This is a genomic window from Ensifer sp., from assembly GCF_031989085.1.
Taxonomy (GTDB): Bacteria; Pseudomonadota; Alphaproteobacteria; order Rhizobiales; family Rhizobiaceae; genus Ensifer.
In genome coordinates this window covers 440,783-460,424 of record NZ_DALZXU010000001.1, presented here as the reverse complement: position 1 = coordinate 460,424, position 19,642 = coordinate 440,783, and the positions used below count along the sequence as shown (strand labels likewise).

Here is a 19,642-nt window from a genome sequence, read left to right as displayed (position 1 = left end):
GCCATCTCCTCGCGAGACGGGAAAATACCCGCTTGCATATGCCGCCGTGCAATGGTGTCATCGCGCCGTCGCGAAAGCACAGTCTGATGCGGCTCGTTTTGTTTCTGCGTGGAGCGCCAATGACGGACAATGCGCGTGTTACGATCTCGACCGAGCTGATGCTGAAAATCGCGGTGATCACCTTGCCCATTGCCCTTTCCCTTGGGCTTTCAGGTTGCGCCGGCAAGCCGAAGGGCGTCATGGCGCCCGTGGCACTGACCGCGCAGTCACCGAAAACGGCGCAGGTGGAGATGCTGGTCGCGACCACGCGGCAGCCTTCGGGCGATCCCGCGACACTGTTTTCGGGTGAGCGAGACGCAAAGACGTTCATGACGGACGTTGCAGTCTCGATCCCGCCCGACACGGTGCGCAAGGCCGGCACGGTGCAATGGCCGAAAAAATTGCCGCCCAATCCCGCGACCGATTTTGCCGTCACGCGGGTGCGCGAACTCGATACGCTTGCCGACGGCAAGGCCTGGTTCGAGCAGCACAATGTCGGCGGTCACGCCTTCGTCTTCGTCCACGGTTTCAACAACCGCTACGAAGACTCCGTCTTCCGGCTGGCGCAGATCATCCACGATTCCGGTGCGCAGACGACGCCGATCCTGTTCACCTGGCCGTCACGCGCCAACGTGTTCGAATACAATTACGACAAGGAAAGCACCAACTATTCGCGCACCGCGCTCGAAGACACTCTGCGCATCCTGTCGGAAGCGCCCAAGGTCAAGGACATCACCATCCTCGCCCATTCCATGGGCACCTGGCTGACGATGGAATCGCTCCGGCAGATGGGTATTCGCGACGGCAACGTGCCCTCGAAAATCCAGAACGTCATCCTGGCATCGCCTGATATCGACCTCGACGTCTTTGCCAAGCAATGGGTGGAGATGGGCAAGAAGAAGCCGAAGTTCACGATCTTCGTGTCGCAAGACGATCGGGCGCTGGCGCTTTCGAGCTTCATATCCGGCGACGTCTCGCGTCTCGGCGCCATCGATCCGTCGAAGGAGCCATACCGCACGGATCTGGAAAAATCCGGCATCACCGCCATTGACCTGACGAAGGTCGAAACCGATGACGGGCTGCATCACGGCAAGTTCGCCGAAAGCCCGGAGATCGTCCAGCTGATCGGCCAGCGACTGATCAAGGGTCAGACGCTGACCGATAGCAACATTTCGGTCGGGACGGGTATCGCCGCCGTCGTCGCCGGCACGGCGAGAAACGTCGGCAATGTCGCGGCGACGACGCTCTCGGCGCCGGTCAACATCCTCGAAAACCCGCGGCCAACGAAAAAACGGCCTGTCGTCGGCGACACGCTGACGGAAAACCAGCAGAAGCCGGCGGCCGTCAACTGAGCGACGGCTGAACCGGGCGGTGACGAAGGCTCAATCGCCGTCGCCGACAAAGCGGTAGCCGACGCCCGGTTCGGTGCGGATGATCTTCGGGTCGGCCGGATCCCTCTCGATCTTGCCACGCAGCTGGCCGATGAAGACGCGCAGGTAGTGCAGGTCTTCGCCATGCGCGGCACCCCAGACCGATGTCAAAAGCGTCTTGTGGGTGACGACACGTCCGGCATGGTGGGCCAGCATGACAAGCAGGTCATATTCCTTCGGCGTCAGCCGCACGGGTTCGCCGTCACGGGTGACGATGCGCTTGATCGTATCGATCGCCACGCCATCGGCAGAGAGCTGGGTGTGCCCGCCTTCCATCTGGATGCGGTGGCGAAGGGCAGCGCGGATACGCGCCGTCAGCTCCCCGATTCCGAAGGGTTTCTCGATGTAGTCGTCGGCGCCGAGATCGAGGGCCGCGATCTTTTCGCTTTCGCGGTCGCGCGCCGACAGGATGATGATCGGCACCTGCGACCAGGCGCGCAGGTTGGCGATCACCTCCTTGCCGTCCATATCCGGCAGGCCGAGGTCGAGAATGACGACGTCGGGCGCGGTGGTCGCCGCGGCTTTCAGTGCCTCCGCTCCGGTCAAGGCCTCAAGCACATCGTAACCGGCAGCACTCAGGGCCGGCCGTAGAAAACGCTGGATCTGGGGTTCGTCGTCGACAACGAGGATACGTTCCACGCTCATGCACGGTCCTTTTCGGATATGTCTGCTTCGGCGGCCGGAAACCGCATGGAAATGCGGGTCCCGCGCCGGCGCAAGGCCGGGCTTTCGGCCTTGATGCGACCGCCCATCGCCTCGACGAAGCCCTTGGCGATCGACAGCCCGAGCCCGGTGCCTGGCGTGCGTCCATCAACTTTGCCGCGGCGGAAGAACTTTTCGAATACCTGCTCGAGATCGCGCTCGGCGATGCCCTTGCCGAGATCGGTGACGGACAGGACGATCTCGTTGCCGTCGCGCCGGGCATAGATGCTGATCGGCTCGTCGCCGCCATATTTGTTGGCGTTGTCGAGCAGGTTGAAAAGCACCTGGCCGAGAAGCACGCTGTCGCCGCGCATCAGCGGCAGTTCGGGCGCAATGCTGGTCTCGATCTCGCGATCGGGAAAATACTTGCGCGCCCGATCGACGGCCGCGCGCACGGCGTCGACGACATCGACCCAGTCGCGCTTGGCGTTGATCGTGCCCGCCTCGATGCGGGTCATGTCGAGCAGATTGGCGACGAACCGCGTCAGCCGGCCGCCCTCCTCCTCGATCGACTGCAGGAGATCGTCACGGCTTTCCGGCGGCATTCGGTCGCCGAGCTGGCGCAGGCTGGTGACGGCGCCGGTGATGGTGGCAAGCGGCGTGCGCAGATCATGCGAGATCGACGACAGAAGGGCGGCGCGAAACCGCTCGCCCTCGAGCTTGGCGGCATGGTCGAGGCTCTCGCGCGACAGTCGCGCGCGATCGATGGCGATCGCCGTCTGGTCGAGGATGGCGGCGAGCGCCCGCTCCTCGTTGATCTCCAGCGGCTTTCCGGCCTGGGCAAAGCCGCAGACGCCGACGACGCCATGCGGGCTCGTCAGCGGCCGGAAATGAAAGGGACTGTTCGGCAGCGTGCCGGTGCCGTTGCCGGCGGCCTCCTTCTTGTCCATCGCCCAGCGGGCCGCCATGGTGTCGGTGACGTCGAGCTCGGTATCCGGCGGCCAGGCGGCCTTGAGCCGCAGGTCGCCCTCCTCCGGCAGCAGCACCGCAATATTGCGCTTCAACGTCGTCTGCATCTGCGTGACCGCGGCCCAGAGCACGTCGTCGACATTGGCGGTGCCCGAAAGCTTGCGGGAGAAATCATAGAGCGCCTGCGTTGCCGCGGCGCGGCGACGCGCTGCCTTCGCCTGCTCGCGCACCCGGGACGCAAGGCTGCCGGCAAGGGCGGCGGCCACCAGAAAGATGAAAAGCGCAAACACTTCGTGCGGCTCGGCCACCGTGAAGGTGCCGACCGGATTGATGAAGAAGAAGTTGTAGGCCAGCACCGAGAGCAGGGCAGCCGCGATCGCCGAGACGTGCCCGGCATAGGTGGCCGACGCCAGCACCGCCAACAGAAACAGCAGCGAGATATTCGGCAGGATGATGAAGCGCTCGATGAAGACGCCGAGCGCGGTCGCCGCTGCTACCGTGGCCGTGGCGATGGCGAGTGCCCGGCCGAAGCCCTCGGGCATTTTCCGCTTGACGGCAATGCTCCGTTTCGGGCGCGGCTGTTCCTTGTCGGTCACCAGGTGAATGCCGACGCCGGTGATGCGCTCGGCCAGCGCATCGGGCAGAGACTGCCGGAAGAGCCGCATCGGGAATGGCTGTCGTTTCGTGCCGATGACGATCTGGGTCGCGTGTTCGCGGCGCGCGAGCTTCAGGATCTCCTCGACGAAATCATTGCCGACGATGCGGCGGGTCTCGGCGCCGAGCTGTTCGGCCAGGCGGAATGTCTCGTCGAGCCGTCTTGCCGCCTCGCCGTCGCCGCTTTCGCGATCGGCCCGCTCGATGAAGACGACGATCCAGGGCGCATTCAGCCCCGAGGCCAGGCGACTTGCGGTGCGCACCACCTTTTCCGACAGCGGATCGGGACCGATGCACACCAGCAGGCGCTCGCCGCTCGCCCAGGGTCCTTCGATCGCGTTCTGCTTGAGATAGTCGACCATCTGGTCGTCGACCCGGTCGGCCGTGCGCCGGAGCGCCAGCTCGCGCAGCGCGGTCAGGTTGCCGAGGCGGAAGAAGCGCTCGGTGGCGCGCTTGGCGCTATCGGGCAGGTAGACCTTGCCCTGGTTCAAGCGCTCGATCAGCTCCGCCGGTGGCAGGTCGACCAGAAGCACGTCGTCGGCGCGGCTGATGACAGTGTCTGGCACGCGCTCGCGCACCGGTACGCCGGTGATCTGGGCGACGACGTCGGACAGGCTTTCCAGATGCTGGATGTTGAGCGCAGTCCAGACGTCGATGCCGGCGGCGATCAGCTCCTCGACATCCTGATAACGCTTGGGATGACGGCTGCCTTCCGGATTGCTGTGTGCCAGTTCGTCGACGACGATGATCTTGGGGCGGCGCGCGAGCGCCGCATCGAGATCGAATTCGGAAAGCAGACGGCCGCGATGGTTCACATCGCGGCGCGGCAGTATCTCCAGCCCTTCGACGAGCGCGGCGGTCTCGCCGCGTCCGTGGGTTTCCACCAGACCGATGACGATATCGACGCCGTCGGACTTCAGCCGCCGCGCACGCGTCAGCATCGTGTAGGTCTTGCCGACGCCGGGGGCAGCGCCGAGGAAGACCGTCAGTTTTCCCCTTCGCCCCTGCCCGGCCAGCACAAGCAGGGCGTCCGGGTCGGGGCGGCTTTTCGATTCGCGATCGGTTTCAGGCATGCGGGGTCTCTGGCTTCAAACTCAGCTTCTCCGGGCATCCAGAGCAAGGTTGAGTTCTAGCACATTGACGCGCGGCTCGCCTATGATCCCGAAGAGCCGACCTTCGGTTGCCTGCTCGACCAGGCTCGCCACGTCAGCCTCCGGCAGACCACGCACCCTGGCGACACGCGAAACCTGCTCGCGCGCGAAGTCCGGCGAGATATGCGGATCGAGGCCGGAGCCCGACGCCGTGCCACCATCGGCGGCGATTTCGCCAGTGACGCCGCTGGCGCGCAGCTTCTCGACGTCGGCGGCAACCCGGTCCTTCAGCTTGGCCGAGGTCGGGCCGAGGTTGGAGCCGGACGAGCCGCCGGCATTGTAGGCCTCGGGACCCGTCGCGGACGGGCGCGACCAGAAATATTTGTCGAAGGCAAAATTCTGTCCGATCAGATCGGAGCCGACGACGGTGCCGTCGATCGTGATCAGGCTGCCGTTGGCCTGCGCGGGCATCAGCGCCTGCGCAGCACCTGTGATCGCGAAGGGATAGGCGAGGCCGGTGATCGCGGTCAGAAGCAGCGCCATGACGATTGCGGGGCGAAGTTGGTTCAACATGATTACACCAGATTGAGAGCGGAGACGACGATGTCGACGAGCTTGATGCCGGCAAAGGGCAGGATCAGGCCACCGAGACCATAGACCAGCAGGTTGCGGCGCAGCAGCGCCGCGGCACCGACAGGGCGGTACTTGACGCCCTTCAGGGCCAGCGGAATGAGCGCCACGATGATCAGCGCGTTGAAGATCACCGCCGACAGGATTGCCGACTGTGGCGACGTCAGGCCCATGATGTTGAGGGCTGCGAGCGCCGGATAGGTGGTGATGAACAGCGCCGGGATGATGGCGAAGTATTTGGCCACGTCGTTGGCGATCGAGAAGGTCGTCAGCGAGCCGCGCGTCATCAGGAGCTGCTTGCCGATCTCGACGATCTCGATGAGCTTGGTCGGGCTGGAATCGAGGTCGACCATGTTGGCCGCCTCGCGCGCCGCCTGGGTGCCGGTCTGCATCGCCACGCCGACATCGGCCTGGGCAAGCGCCGGCGCGTCATTGGTACCGTCGCCGCACATGGCGATCAACCGGCCGCCCTCTTGCTCCTTGCGGATGTAGCCAAGCTTGTCTTCCGGCGTCGCCTCGGCGAGGAAGTCGTCGACGCCGGCCTCCGACGCGATCGCGGCCGCCGTCACCGGGTTGTCGCCGGTCACCATCACGGTGCGGATGCCCATGGCGCGCAGCGCTGCGAAGCGCTCCTTGATGCCGGGCTTGACCACGTCCTTCAGATGGATGACGCCGAGCAGGCGGTTGCCGTCGGCGACGGCCAGCGGCGTACCACCGGTGCGCGCGACCTGGTCGACAGCGCGGCGGAACTCGGCCGGTACGTTCTCGTCGCGAACGCCCGCAAACTTCAGGATCGAATCCACCGCCCCCTTGCGCAGACGGCGGCCGGCGAAATCGACGCCCGACAGGCGCGTTTCGGCAGCAAAGGGCACGACGGCGTCGATCGTGAGGTCGCCTGACTGAACTGCACCGCCGCCGACCGCCAGGGCAACGACCTCGCGGCCCGCCTGCTTGCCGGACGATGGCAGGGACACGGCCGGCGTCTGGCGGCCGAACTCGCCGGTGGCAAGGGCCGCAATCGAGCGGCCTTCCGGCGTCTCGTCGGCAAGGCTTGCAAGCAGCGCCGCGTCGGCAAGCTCGACATCAGTCACGCCGGGGACCGGCAGGAAGTTGGCGGCCATGCGGTTGCCGAAGGTGATGGTGCCGGTCTTGTCGAGTAGCAGCGTATCGACGTCACCCGCGGCTTCGACAGCGCGGCCGGATGTGGCGATGACGTTGAAGCGCACCAGCCGGTCCATGCCGGCGATACCGATGGCCGACAAGAGGCCGCCGATCGTGGTCGGGATCAGGGTGACGAGCAGGGCTGCCAGAACCGTGACCGACAGGACCGTGCCGGAATAGCCGGCCAGACCCCACAGGGTGACAACGGCAACCAGGAACACCAGTGTCAGGCCCGAAAGCAGGATCGACAGCGCGATCTCGTTCGGGGTCTTCTGGCGCTGCGCGCCTTCGATGAGCGCGATCATGCGATCGACGAAGGTATCGCCAGGGGCGGTGCCGATGCGCACCTTGATCCAGTCGGACAGCACCTGGGTGCCACCGGTGACGGCAGAGCGGTCTCCGCCGGATTCACGGATGACGGGCGCAGATTCGCCGGTGATCGCGCTTTCGTTGACCGATGCGACACCCTCGACGACGTCGCCGTCGCCGGGGATCAGTTCGCCGGCCTCGACCAGCACGAGGTCACCGACCTTCAGCGAGGTGGCGGCGATCGTCTGCGTCTCGCGACCTTCGAGCGAGACCAGCTTGCGGGCCATCAGTTCCGACTTGGTGCGACGCAGGCTGTCGGCCTGCGCCTTGCCGCGCCCTTCGGCGACGGCTTCGGCGAAGGTGGCAAACAGCACCGTGAACCACAGCCACGCGGCGATCTGGCCGGAGAACAGCGGGCTTCCGGTGCCGGTTGCCAGATCGCGGATGAAGAAGACCGTGACCATGGCTGCCACGACCTCGGTGACGAAGATCACCGGGTTGCGGATCAGCTGGCGCGGGTCGAGCTTGGTGAATGCAGCCTTGAAGGCCGGCAGGATGATCGCCGGATCGAGAAGACCAGGGGCGACGGGTTTAGAAGACATGATCTGTTCCTTCAGAAGGTCTGGCCCGAGAGCATGGCGAACTGCTCAACGATGGGACCGAGCGCGAGGGCCGGGAAATATTGCAAGCCCCCGAGGATGAGGATGATGCCGATGAGCAGGCCGACGAAGAGCGGCGTGTGCGTCGGGAAAGTTCCCTTGGATGCCGGGTGGCGCGTCTTGGCGGCAAGCGAGCCCGCAATGGCAAGCACCGGCACCGCATAGGCGAAGCGGCCGAGCAGCATCGCAAAGCCGAGCGTGGTGTTGTACCAGGGCGTGTTGGCAGAAAGGCCGCCGAAGGCCGAGCCGTTGTTGCCGGTTGCCGAAGTATAGGCATAGAGGATTTCCGATAGGCCATGCGGGCCCGACGTGCCGATGCTGGCAACGGCCGAGGGCATGACGGCCGATATCGCGGTGAAGCCGAGGATCGAGGCCGGCAGGATGAGGATTGCCAGCATGGCGTATTTCATCTCGCGGCCCTCGATCTTCTTGCCGAGCAGCTCAGGCGTGCGCCCGACCATCAAGCCGGCGACGAAGACGGAGAGGATCGCGAAGACGACCATGCCGTAGAGGCCGGAGCCGACGCCGCCGGGCAAGACTTCGCCAAGCTGGATCAAAAGCATCGGCACCAGGCCGCCGATCCCGGTGAAGGAACCATGCATGCCGTTGACGGCGCCGGTGGAGATACCGGTGGTGACGCCGGCATAGGCGGCCGACATCGCCTGGCCGAAGCGAACTTCCTTTCCTTCCATGTTGCCGAGCGAGGCTTCGAGGCCGAGGCCGTGCAGGATCGGGTTGCCGTAGCTTTCCGCCCAGTAGATGACGCCGATGCCGGCAATCAACAAAGTCGCCATCGCGGCGATGAACGCCCAGCCCTGGCGGCGGTCACCGACCATCTGCCCGAAGGTGTAGACCAGCGCCGAGGTGATCGACAGCATCGCGAAGATCGACAGGTAGTTGCTGAGCGCGCTCGGGTTTTCGAACGGGTGCGCCGCATTGGCGTTGAAGAAGCCGCCGCCATTGGTGCCGAGCTGCTTGATCGCTTCCTGGCTTGCGACCGGACCGAGCGCGATCGTCTGCTGCACGCCTTCAAGCGTAGTGGCGCTGACCGAGGCATGGAAGGTCTGCGGCATGCCCATCGCCACGAAGGCGAGAGCGACGATGACGGCCAGCGGCAGCAGCACATAGAGGGTCGAGCGGGTCAGGTCGACCCAGAAGTTGCCGAGCGTCGACGCGCCGGAGCGGGCGAAGGCGCGGGTGACGGCAAGCGCAATCGCAATGCCGGTCGCCGCCGAAACGAAGTTCTGCACCGTGAGGCCAGCCATCTGGCTGAAATGGCTCATGGTGGTCTCGCCGCCATAGGACTGCCAGTTGGTGTTGGTCAGGAAGCTGACGGCCGTGTTGAAGGCAAGGTCCGCCGGCACGTCGGCAAAGCCTTGCGGGTTCAGCGGCAGCGAGCCCTGAAAGCGAAGGATGGCATAAAGGAGCACGAAGCCGGCGGCGCTAAAGGCCAGCATCGACAGCGTATAGGCAAGCCAGCCCTGCTCCTTCCTGTCATCGACGCCGGCAGCCAGATAGAGGCCACGCTCCACGGGCCGCAGAACCGGGGAGAGGAAATTGCGTTCGCCCGAAAAGACCCTGGCCATGTAGAGGCCCAGCGGCTTGATCGCGAGGAAGACGGCGAGAAAGAGGAGGCCGATCTGTAGCCACCCGACAATAGACATGAGGAATTCTCCGCAAAATACGGCTGAACGACGAGAGCGCCGTGCGTTCACGCGAACGCACAGAGGCTGCTCTAGAACCGTTCCGGTCGAACGAGGGTCACGATGAGGTAGGCCGCAAGCGCAAAGGCCACGGCAAGGCCGAGGAAGGCTTCGAACATCGATGCCTCCTAGAGCCGGCTGAGCGCGCGCGCGTAGAGCGCAAACGCGACAAGGCCGCCGATGCCGGCGGCAAGAAAGAGTAGATCGGACATGTGCATTCTCCGGGACTGGTTATGTCCGGATCATGCACCCATGACGGGTCAATTATCGATTGGGATGGTTTTACGAGCACATAAGGAAAAGATAAGGACGCGGCCGCGCGTGGGCGGCCGACGCCACAGCTCGCCTCAGCCTTTGATGATCGGGCTCACCGTGGGTGCCGCTTCGCTGGTCACTTCACGCATCCACTCGCGCCAGATGGCGACGAGCAGGGCCATCAGCACCGGGCCGACGAACAGGCCGAGAAAGCCCATGGTCTTCACGCCGCCAACCAGGCCGAAGAAGGTCGGCAGGAAAGGCAGCTTGATCGGCCCGCCGACGAGACGGGGACGCAAGGTCTTGTCGACGATGAAGAGCTCGGTCGTGCCCCAGGCAAACAGCGCGATGCCATGGACCGGCGAGCCGCTGGCCACGAGATAAACCGAAACCAGCGTGAAGCACAGCGGCGCGCCGCCGGGGATCAGCGCCATCAGGCCGGTGATGATGCCGAGCGTGACCGGCGAGGGAACGCCCGCCATCCAATAGGCAACGCCGAGGACGATGCCCTCGCCGATGGCGATGATGCCCATGCCGGTGACCGTCGAGCTGATCGTCAGCGGCACAACGCGCGACAGCCGCTCCCAGCGCATCGGGAAGATGCGCTCGCCCAGGTGGTCGAGCTGCTTGGAGAACGAGTGCCCGTCGCGATAGACGAAGAACAGCGTGATGAGCATGAAAAGCAGCGTCAGGAAGGCATGAAACGCCGACGCGCCAATGACCAGGACGCCGCGATAAATGTTGCCGATGTTGGAACCGCTGACGAGCTGGACCAATTCTCCGAGCGCACCGGGATGGCCGACATACTTCACCCACTGCTCGCCAAGCCACACGCCGGCGACCGGGATCGTCGTCAGCCACACGGGTACGCCCGCACCGTTGGCATTGGTTTCGACGGCCCAGACCAGCCAGTCGCGGACTTCGTCGACAGCATAGACGGCCGCGACCGAGATCGGCACGACGATGAAGGCGACGACGCTGATCAGGGCGATGGTCGCCGCGAGCGTGCGATTGCCGCCGACCGCCGTCAGCAGACGACGGTAGATCGGCCAGCTGGCAAAACCGATGACGACGGCGGCCAGAACCGGAACCACGAAACCGTTGAAGAAATAGACGCCGGCCAGGAGAACGAAGACGAGCATCCAGCGCGCCGCCGTGATCGGTCCGACAAGTGCAGAGCGCGACGTCGCCGCATACCCGAAGAGCCGCGGCTCTGCGGGAAGGTTTTCTCGTTCGCGATTGCCCAACTGCACCAACATTCCTCCGTCTTCCAACGACTTTACAACAAACCCGCGGCCTTGCCAGCCTGTACAGCGCTTGTGCGGCGCCTGCAAAGGCCACGCCCGGCGCGATGCCGCGCGATCTGATGCACAGTTTTGCTCTTAAATCGATCCGGTTTAAGAGCAAAACTGTGCGGCAGGGCCGCAATGCCCCCGGTTTACGGTAGTTTCAGGGCCGCGACGGACGCTAGCGGCGGGACATGACAGAAAAATTTAGTGGTGTGCAAGCACGAAGACATTCTTCGATGGCAAAGGTCATTCTGCCGCACGCACTGCCGCGCGCCTTGATGTCTCGGCGCGATCGACAAACACCGAAGCGAGGAAGATGCCGAACCCGGCCACGCCCATGACGGCGCCGACGAGGCCGGTCGACGTCCAGCCATAACCTGCGGCAATCGACCAGCCGCCGAGCCAGGCACCGAGCGCATTGGCAAGGTTGAAGGCGGAATGGCTGAGGGCTGCAGCCAGCGTCTGGGCATCGCCGGACACATCCATCAGCCGGGTCTGCACGCCCGGCACGACGGCAAAGCCGCCGCCGATGAACAGCACGTTGACGATGGCAATCCACGGATTGCCCATGGTGAAGTAGAACAGCACATAGGCAAAGATGTTGAAGGCGAGCGCGATGCCGATCGCCGGCAGCAGCGCCCAGTCGGCAAGCCTGGAGCCGACGATATTGCCAAGGATCATGCCTGCGCCGAAAACCGACAGCATGATCGGCACATTGGCAACGGAAACGCCGGCGACCTCCGTCAACGCGGGGGCGATGTAGCTGAACACGGCGAACATGCCGCCGCAGCCAATGGCGCAGATGCCGAGCATCAGCCAGACCTGCAGCTTGCCGAGCGCACCGAGTTCGCGCAGCGGCGTTGCTTGCGGGTTGCCCTTGTCCCGCGGCACGTGCATCCACGTCATCGCGACCGTCAGAAGACTGATGGCGCCGACGATGGCGAAGGCAGAACGCCAGCCGAGCGCCTGGCCGAACCAGGCAACGAGCGGCGTTCCGAACAGGGTGGCGATCGTCAGGCCCATCATCACGCGTCCAACGGCGCGCGCCCGCTGGTTGGGGGCAGCGAGCCCCGCGGCCACCAGCGCTGCCACGCCGAAATAGGCGCCGTGCGGCAGGCCGGCAAAGAAACGCGCGGCAACGAGCGTGTAGAAGTCCGGCGCGATGGCGCTCGCAAAGTTGCCGATGGCAAACAGGAACATCAGGACCAAAAGCACGCGGAAGCGGGAAAACCGCGCCGCGAGCACGGCGATCAATGGCGCGCCGACAACGACACCGAGCGCATAGGCGCTGATGACGGCGCCGGCCATCGGCACCGAGACGCCGACATCATCGGCCACCTGCGGCAACAGGCCCATGATGGCGAATTCGCCCGTGCCGATGCCGAAGCCACCGACGGCGAGCGCAATCTCGGCAACAGAGATCCGGCTCCGGCGCGGATCGGCAGCGGAAGAATAGGCTTCGTCACACATGAACAATGACCTGTGTCGTCCGACCCTTTAGGAGCGGAACAAATCTGTGGGTGCTGGCGGCGTGGTATCGGACGGTATCCGAGGGGGATATGCTGCAATGCAATACAGGCTTTGGGCCCTGATGGCAAAGGGTTTGCGCCACTCATCATACTTTTTCGAGGACGCTTGAAACCCGCCGGTTAACCGTTAGCTGAGTTGACGTTTACGTCAAAGTTATATAATTCCGAATCTCGGCTTGAAGAGGTGTCGCAAAAGCATCATCTTCATCGGCAAGAGAAGACCGGGAGGGTTTCTTCTCTGGCCGCAAGCAAGGCCAGCCTGTGGCGACCAGAGGGAGAGAGAGCATGGCGGAACTCAACACGCAACCAGCAGGCACCAGCCCGGAGAAAGTCTGGCTGAAGTCCTATCCGCCCGGCATCGCCGCCGAAATCGGCCCCCTGCCCTACAAATCGATCGGTGACTTCTTCGACCATGCCGTGGCGCGCTACTCGCGCCGCTTCGCTTTTACCTGCATGGGCAAGTCGCTGACCTTCTCCGAACTCAATGCCGAATCCGCCAAGATCGGCGCATGGCTGCAGGCCCGCGGCCTTTCGAAAGGCGACCGCGTCGCCGTGATGATGCCGAACATCCTGCAGAACCCCGTCATCGTCTACGGCATTCTGAGAGCTGGCTTCACGGTCGTTAACGTCAACCCGCTCTATACGCCGCGCGAACTCGAGCACCAGCTCGTCGATTCCGGCGCCAAGGCGATCTTCGTTCTCGAAAACTTCGCGCATACGGTCCAGCAGGTCGCCGCCAAGACCAGCATCAAGCACGTGGTGGTCGCCACCATGGGTGACATGCTCGGCGTCAAGGGCGTGATCGTCAATCTGGTGGTGCGCCGCGTCAAAAAGCTCGTTCCGGCCTGGTCGATCCCCGGCCATCATTCCTTCAATGCCGTTCTCGCCGAAGGCGGCCGCCACAAGCTGACCAAGCCCAATGTCGCGCCAGGCGACGTCGCCTTCCTGCAATATACCGGAGGCACCACCGGTGTCTCCAAGGGTGCGACGCTGACCCATTCCAACCTTTTGTCGAACATGGCGCAGATGGAGATCTGGTTCGACACGGCGTTCCGCTCGCGCCCCCGCCCCGACAATCTCGTGTTCATGTGCGCGCTGCCGCTCTATCACATCTTCGCGCTGACGGTGAATTCGCTGATGGGTCTTGCCACCGGCGGCACCAATATCCTGATCCCCAATCCGCGCGACATTCCCGGCTTCGTGAAAGAGCTCGGCAAGTACAAGACCAACATCTTCCCGGGCCTCAACACCCTGTTCAACGCGCTGATGAACAACGCCGAATTCCAGAAGCTCGACTTCTCGTCGCTGATGCTGACCTTCGGCGGCGGCATGGCGATCCAACGGCCTGTTGCCGAGCGTTGGCAGAAGATGACGGGATGCCCGATCGCGGAAGGCTACGGCCTGTCCGAGACCTCGCCGGTCGCCACCGCCAATCTTCTCGACTCGACCGAGTTTACCGGAACGATCGGCTTCCCCATTCCCTCGACCGACATCGAGATCCGCGACGACCAGGGCAACACCTTGCCGACCGGAGAGGTTGGCGAAATCTGCATTCGCGGACCGCAGGTCATGGCCGGTTACTGGCAGCGGCCCGACGAGACCGCCAAGGCCATTTCGCCCGACGGCTTCTTCCGCTCCGGCGATATCGGCTTCATCAACGCCGCCGGCCTCGTCAAGATCGTCGACCGCAAGAAGGACATGATCCTGGTTTCGGGCTTCAACGTCTTCCCGAACGAGGTCGAGGAAGTGGCGATGACCCATCCCGGCATCCTCGAATGCGCGGCGATCGGCATTCCCGACGAGCATTCGGGCGAAGCGGTCAAGCTGTTCGTCGTGCGGAAGGATCCGACGCTCACCGAAGAGGACGTCAAGAAGCACTGCGCGGCCAATCTCACCAACTACAAGCGGCCGCGCTTCGTCGAATTCCGCACCGAGCTTCCGAAAACCAATGTCGGCAAGATCCTGCGCAAGGACCTCCGCGGCTGACGCAGCCTCGACTTAAAACGATTTAAAAAATCCTGAAAACCGCCACCCCGGCGGTTTTGCGGGCTTGATTCGGACAATGCAAAGCGAATAGCTACGCAGGCGACTGTCCGACACAAGGAGCCCCGCGATGAAAGCGCTTGTCGACCAACTCAAAGCAACCGCCGCGCAAACCAATGCGACCGATATCCGCGCCGCCTTCGCGAGCGATGCCGAACGCTTCTCACGCTTCAGCACCTCACTCGACGACCTGCTGCTCGACTATTCGAAATGCGCGGTGAACGAGCAGGTGCTCGACGGCCTCGAAGCGCTGGCGAAAGCCGCCAAGGTTGAAGAAAAGCGCGACGCGATGTTCCGCGGCGAAATCATCAACATCACCGAGGAACGCGCCGTGCTGCACACGGCACTGCGCAACCGCGGCAACCGTCCCGTCATCGTCGATGGCAAGGACGTGATGCCCGACGTCAACGGCGTTCTCGAAGCCATGGGCGCTTTTGCGGATGGCGTCCGCTCCGGCGCGCTCAAGGGCGCAACCGGCAAGAAGATCACCGATGTCGTCAACATCGGCATCGGCGGCTCGGATCTCGGCCCTGTCATGGCGACGCTGGCGCTCGCGCCTTTCCATGACGGCCCGCGCCTGCATTTCGTTTCCAACATCGACGGCGCCCATATCGCCGACACGCTGAAGCTCGTCGAACCGGGAACGACGCTCTTCATCATCGCCTCCAAGACGTTCACGACAATCGAGACGATGACCAACGCGGCGACGGCCCGCGCCTTCATCGCCGAAAAGCTCGGTGAAGCCGCCGTCGGTCATCACTTCGCGGCCGTCTCGACGGCGCTCGACAAGGTCGCCGCCTTCGGCATCGACCAGGCGCGCGTCTTCGGTTTCTGGGATTGGGTCGGCGGACGCTACTCGATCTGGTCGGCGATCGGCCTGCCGCTGATGATTGCCATCGGCAAGGCGAATTTCGGCCGCTTCCTCGATGGCGGCCACGCCATCGACGAGCATTTCCGCACCGCGCCGATCCGCAAGAACCTGCCGATGCTGCTGGGCCTTCTCGGCTTCTACAACCGCAACGTTCTCGGCTACCCTTCGCGCGCGATCCTGCCCTATGACCAGCGCCTGTCGCGCTTTCCGGCCTATCTGCAGCAGCTCGACATGGAATCGAACGGCAAGGCCGTCACACTCGACAGCAAGCCGGTCGAGTTTTCGACCGGGCCCGTTGTCTGGGGCGAGCCCGGCACCAATGGCCAGCACGCATTCTACCAACTGATCCACCAGGGCACGGATGTCATCCCGGCCGAGTTCATGATCGCCGCCAACGGCCACGAGAAGACCCTGCGCCACCAGCACGAGCTGCTGATCGCCAATTGCCTCGCCCAGTCCGAGGCCCTGATGAAGGGCCGCACGCTTGCCGAGGCGAAGGCGCAGCTGACCTCCAAGGGCATGGCCGACGCCAAGGCCGACAAGATCGCGCCGCACCGCGTCTTTGCCGGCAACCGCCCGTCGCTGACGCTGGTCTACGACCAGCTCGATCCCTTCGCGCTCGGCCGGCTGATCGCCCTTTACGAGCACCGCGTCTTCGTCGAAGGCGCGCTTTTCAACATCAACTCCTTCGACCAGTGGGGCGTGGAGCTCGGCAAGGAGCTGGCAACCGGTCTCCTGCCGGTGGTCGAGGGCAAGGTCAGTGCAGAAGGGCACGATTCGTCGACCGCGGGTCTTGTCGCCGTGCTGCTGAAGGCGGCACGCTGACAGGTTTTTGAATTGCGCATGGTCGCCGCCGGACGGCGGCCATGCGAACCCGCCTGCGACCGGTGGCGTCCCGCGACGGGACCGGTCGGCGCCTTCGTCATGATTGACGCGTGACGCCCGCGGAAGTGTCGGACGCAGGGCATCAGGGCCGCGACCGCACCGCCAGCCCGGCACAAGGGTTGCATTGCACATTTTGGACAACCATACGGAGGTCCATTATGACAACCATCGGCTCAACCTTTTCCTACAGTCCGGCTGACCAGTACGCAGCAAGGCGAAACAGCGCAGTCGCCAGTGAGACGCCAGACGGCAGCGCGGCCACAGACAGGCAACCCGGAAAATCGCACGCATCGGCCGCCACGGCCTCCGGCGCTAATCTTTCCCCTGTCACCGTCAACTTCGGCGGAAAACTCACGACGATGCTTTTCCAGTTTCTCGACATGTCGAAGGTTACGACCGCGGCCGACATGCCCGAGGACGTGTACCGCAGGATCATCGAGATGCGGGAGAACGACATCGAAATGTCCAAGCGGCGCCTGGAGAACCAGCACACGCATTATTCGAGGCCTTCACTTCACGCCGGTTACGATACCTATGCAACGGTATCGGAGGGCGGCAAGGTCGTCGCCACCATCGACAACCAGGGCCACGTGACCACGTATGATGGCTTCGATCAAAAGCGTCTTGAAGCGCTGATAATGGGCTTGAACGTCAGAAGCGGGCCGGGCCTGGCGAAGTTGCTCGCGGAGCAGATCGCGGCGATGACGGGAGGCCGGGTATCCCAGGCGTCAACGGCCATCACGCAACGCCAGTTTGACGCCTTAAGACCGATCGAGTCGACCGTGACGGTCGACCGCGACGCCATGAAGGCGGACCCGCTTTATCAGGAAATCCAGGACATGCAGGCCAAACTCGACGAGATGAAGAGCATCAGGCAGGAAACCCAGGCACAGCGGGACGCTGGCGCCGCATCACGTTTCGGTTCCTGACGGACGATCGTCTTTGCCTGTATCAATGCGCGACGCGCAAGCGGCTCTGGCACCGCCGCGACGTCCTGCGGCGGCGGTTTCCTGCTTTGCTTTTCTTCAATCGACGCAAGCCGGCAACGCCGACACGTTGGCCTGATTGAGCGTTTGCATCAGGTCGAGGTTCGAGATCGCCGGGACATAACCCGCATCGGCTGAACGCTGCATCCAGGCATTGACCACGACCTTTCGGCCCGCCGGGAAGGCACCGCGCCAGCAACCACCGGAGAACTGGATGGAGAGACTGCCGCGCTCGCCGGGTTTGCCATCTTCTGCCGGCGCGATCTTCGCCTGCAATGCCCGTAGTTGCCGGGCATCGCCCTTGGCAAGGGCCAGGATATAGAGCGTCTCGCCCGAGGAAACCTGACTGTGAACGGCCGAATCCGACGCCCCGCCGGCATTGACCTCAAGCGGGTAGCTCCGGCTTTCCGCCGCGGCGTCACCATCGCGAAAGGAAAACCCGAGCGCTGCATCGCCACGGCGCAGCACCAGCTCTTTCGGAACGACGAGCGCCACGCGCAGGTCCGAAGGATCCGTCTGCGACGGGTCGAGCCTGGACACCGGCCCGGCCGAACCGGCGCTCAGGGCCGCGCAGGCGGCAAGGGTATTCAACAGCAGAAAAAGGCATGGGTTCATCAGGAAACGGAAAGACATAGAATGCACCAAAATCACAATTGACGCGAATTAATTATCGTTTTACATTAAAAAAACAAGCGAGCCGATAAGGAATTTTTTGATGACCGCATCCCCCGAGCGACTGCGCAAGCTCAGCCGCATCATGAAGCTGATGGTCATATTGTGCGGCGCGCTGTTCTGCTCTGCGGTCGTCTATGCGCATTGGCAGATTTTTTTTGACCGATCCGGCTTCGAGCAGGGCATTCGCGACATCGTTTTCCCGAAGGTCTCGGTCATCACGCTCTCCTATCGGGCGATCGCGACCGTCATCTTTCTCACCGCGGTGAACAATGCGCTTGTCATTACCGGCCTCGCCTTTGCCTGGCAGCTTTTCGACGGTTTCGAGCGCGGAGAGATCCTGTCCGGGCGCAATGGCATTCTGTTGAGGCGGATCGGCGTCACCACGATCGTCGGCTCGCTGTGTGTCGTCGTCAGCAATGCCATCGGCGTGATGGCCGTCACCTACGACAATCCCGGCGCGACCGGCCATTCCGTCTTCATCGATATCAATGGAGGAACGGTGATCATTCTGTTAATGGCCGGTCTGCTTCTCGTGCTTGGCCACGTCATGGTCATTGCGTCGGGGATCGAAGCGGAGAACAGGAGCTTCGTCTAGGGAATGCCGATCGTGGTCAATCTCGACGTCATGCTGGCCAAACGCAAGGTGCGCTCACGCGACCTTGCCGAACAGGTCGGCATTACCGAGCAGAACATTTCGCTGTTGAAGTCGGGCAAGGTCAAAGGCGTGCGCTTCGACACGCTGGAGAAGATCTGCGCGGTTCTCGGCTGTCAGCCCGGCGACATCCTGGAATATCGTGCGGAAGAACAGGACTGACGTGCCTGAGGGTTGCTTTCAGAGCCCGATCTCATGCTTCCAGGGCGGGTTTGCGCCGGCGCGCGAGACAGTGACGGCAGCGGCCTTGGCGCCCAGCGCCAGGGCATCGCGCACGGCACTTTCGGCAAGGCTCGAAACGGCGTCCTTGTTGAGGAGACCGGCGAGCTTGAGCGACGCCAGCACGCCGGCATCGAAGGTGTCGCCGGCACCGACGGTGTCGACGACCGTGACGCGCTCGCCGGCGACTTCGACCTTGTGTCGCGTCGTGTAACCGACGGCCCCATCGGCGCCCTTGGTGATCAGCACCAACTTCGGCCCACGCGTCAGCCATTCGGCGGCGAGATCGTCATGGCTGCCGGTCATGCCGAACCAGTCGAGGTCTTCATCCGAGAACTTGATGATGTCGGACATCGCCGCCATGCGGTTCATACGGGCAAGATGCGCCTGCCTGTCCTTGATGAAGCCCGGCCGGATGTTCGGATCGAACGAGATCACCCGCTTCTCGTGTTCGCGGGTCATCAGCGCCTCATAGGTCGAGCCGCAGGGCTCGGGGATCAGGCTGATCGCACCGAAATGCAGCGCCTCGCAGAAATCGCCAAGCGCCGGCAGATGATCCTTGGTAATCATGCGGCCCGCCGTATTCTCGTCGAAGAAGGCATAGGTGGCGTGGCCGTTGACGAGTTTGACGAAGGCAAGCGTCGTGTGCAGCGACAGGGTCGCGCAAGGGGCGAAGTCGACATTCGCCGCCTTCAGCGTCTCGCGCAGGATATCGCCGAACATATCGTCGGAAAGACCGGTGAAGAAGCCGGTGGGGATGCCGAGCCGACCGAGCGCGATCGCCGTGTTGAAGATCGCTCCGCCGGCATAGGGTGCAAAGGCACTCTCGCCCGCGCTCGTGTCGCGCGGCAGCATGTCGATCAGCGCTTCTCCACAACATACGATCATCGGCTCTTCCTCCTCGGCAGAATTTCAGTCGATTTGACGAATGGATATCGAAAGATGCAAAGC

At 63.6% G+C, this 19,642-nt stretch carries 16 protein-coding genes; 6 read left to right on the top strand and 10 right to left on the bottom strand.

Annotation, left to right across the window (positions count from 1 at the left end):
• Positions 1-158 precede the first annotated feature (158 nt).
• The gene (locus RTP54_RS02245) at positions 159-1,391 is read left to right on the top strand and encodes an alpha/beta hydrolase (RefSeq protein WP_312363142.1); all 1,233 of its coding nucleotides are present in this window, start codon (positions 159-161) and stop codon (positions 1,389-1,391) included.
• A gap of 30 nt (positions 1,392-1,421) precedes the next feature.
• On the opposite strand, the gene RTP54_RS02240 is transcribed toward RTP54_RS02245, so the two are convergent.
• From RTP54_RS02240 to RTP54_RS02210, 8 genes are all read right to left on the bottom strand, one after another.
• Complete coding sequence (locus RTP54_RS02240; RefSeq protein WP_112809013.1) at positions 1,422-2,114, bottom strand: response regulator; 693 nt, start codon at positions 2,112-2,114, stop codon at positions 1,422-1,424.
• Positions 2,111-4,807, bottom strand: coding sequence for a sensor histidine kinase KdpD (locus RTP54_RS02235; protein WP_312360611.1), 2,697 nt, complete (start codon positions 4,805-4,807; stop codon positions 2,111-2,113). Before RTP54_RS02235 ends, RTP54_RS02240 begins: the two co-directional genes overlap by 4 nt.
• A gap of 21 nt (positions 4,808-4,828) precedes the next feature.
• Positions 4,829-5,398 carry a potassium-transporting ATPase subunit KdpC gene (gene kdpC / locus RTP54_RS02230; protein ID WP_312360609.1) on the bottom strand — a complete coding sequence of 190 codons (570 nt, stop codon included), beginning with the start codon at positions 5,396-5,398 and terminating at the stop codon, positions 4,829-4,831.
• Positions 5,399-5,400: 2 nt separating this feature from the next.
• Positions 5,401-7,527: a potassium-transporting ATPase subunit KdpB gene (kdpB, locus tag RTP54_RS02225; protein ID WP_312360608.1), complete on the bottom strand. Its 2,127-nt coding sequence runs from the start codon at positions 7,525-7,527 to the stop codon at positions 5,401-5,403.
• An 11-nt stretch (positions 7,528-7,538) separates the two neighbouring features.
• Positions 7,539-9,248 carry a potassium-transporting ATPase subunit KdpA gene (gene kdpA, locus RTP54_RS02220; protein WP_112816565.1) on the bottom strand — a complete coding sequence of 570 codons (1,710 nt, stop codon included), beginning with the start codon at positions 9,246-9,248 and terminating at the stop codon, positions 7,539-7,541.
• 71 nt (positions 9,249-9,319) lie between these two features.
• Positions 9,320-9,406: a K(+)-transporting ATPase subunit F gene (gene kdpF, locus RTP54_RS31055; RefSeq protein WP_409517107.1), complete on the bottom strand. Its 87-nt coding sequence runs from the start codon at positions 9,404-9,406 to the stop codon at positions 9,320-9,322.
• A gap of 228 nt (positions 9,407-9,634) precedes the next feature.
• Positions 9,635-10,801, bottom strand: a complete 1,167-nt coding sequence (locus RTP54_RS02215) for an AI-2E family transporter (protein ID WP_312360606.1) — start codon at positions 10,799-10,801, stop codon at positions 9,635-9,637.
• Between the two features lie 276 nt (positions 10,802-11,077).
• Complete coding sequence (locus tag RTP54_RS02210) at positions 11,078-12,301, bottom strand: MFS transporter (RefSeq protein ID WP_312360604.1); 1,224 nt, start codon at positions 12,299-12,301, stop codon at positions 11,078-11,080.
• Positions 12,302-12,645: 344 nt separating this feature from the next.
• Between RTP54_RS02210 and RTP54_RS02205 the strand changes: the two genes are divergently transcribed.
• From RTP54_RS02205 to RTP54_RS02195, 3 genes are all read left to right on the top strand, one after another.
• Complete coding sequence (locus tag RTP54_RS02205) at positions 12,646-14,346, top strand: long-chain fatty acid--CoA ligase (protein ID WP_312360601.1); 1,701 nt, start codon at positions 12,646-12,648, stop codon at positions 14,344-14,346.
• A gap of 127 nt (positions 14,347-14,473) precedes the next feature.
• Positions 14,474-16,099, top strand: coding sequence for a glucose-6-phosphate isomerase (gene pgi, locus RTP54_RS02200; protein ID WP_312360599.1), 1,626 nt, complete (start codon positions 14,474-14,476; stop codon positions 16,097-16,099).
• Between the two features lie 218 nt (positions 16,100-16,317).
• Positions 16,318-17,088 carry a hypothetical protein gene (locus RTP54_RS02195; RefSeq protein WP_312360598.1) on the top strand — a complete coding sequence of 257 codons (771 nt, stop codon included), beginning with the start codon at positions 16,318-16,320 and terminating at the stop codon, positions 17,086-17,088.
• Positions 17,089-17,184: 96 nt separating this feature from the next.
• Here the strand turns inward: RTP54_RS02195 and RTP54_RS02190 are convergent, their stop codons facing one another.
• Positions 17,185-17,778 (bottom strand): hypothetical protein, encoded by a 594-nt coding sequence (locus tag RTP54_RS02190; RefSeq protein WP_312360596.1) that lies wholly within the window; start codon positions 17,776-17,778, stop codon positions 17,185-17,187.
• 82 nt (positions 17,779-17,860) lie between these two features.
• On the opposite strand from RTP54_RS02190, the gene RTP54_RS02185 reads away from it, so the two are divergent.
• Entirely contained in the window at positions 17,861-18,415 is a 555-nt protein-coding gene (locus tag RTP54_RS02185) for a DUF2975 domain-containing protein (RefSeq protein ID WP_112816558.1), read from the top strand.
• Positions 18,416-18,418: 3 nt separating this feature from the next.
• The gene (locus RTP54_RS02180; protein ID WP_112816557.1) at positions 18,419-18,634 is read left to right on the top strand and encodes a helix-turn-helix domain-containing protein; all 216 of its coding nucleotides are present in this window, start codon (positions 18,419-18,421) and stop codon (positions 18,632-18,634) included.
• Positions 18,635-18,652: 18 nt separating this feature from the next.
• On the opposite strand, the gene RTP54_RS02175 is transcribed toward RTP54_RS02180, so the two are convergent.
• Complete coding sequence (locus RTP54_RS02175; RefSeq protein WP_112809026.1) at positions 18,653-19,579, bottom strand: carbohydrate kinase family protein; 927 nt, start codon at positions 19,577-19,579, stop codon at positions 18,653-18,655.
• Between the last annotated feature and the right edge of the window lie 63 nt (positions 19,580-19,642).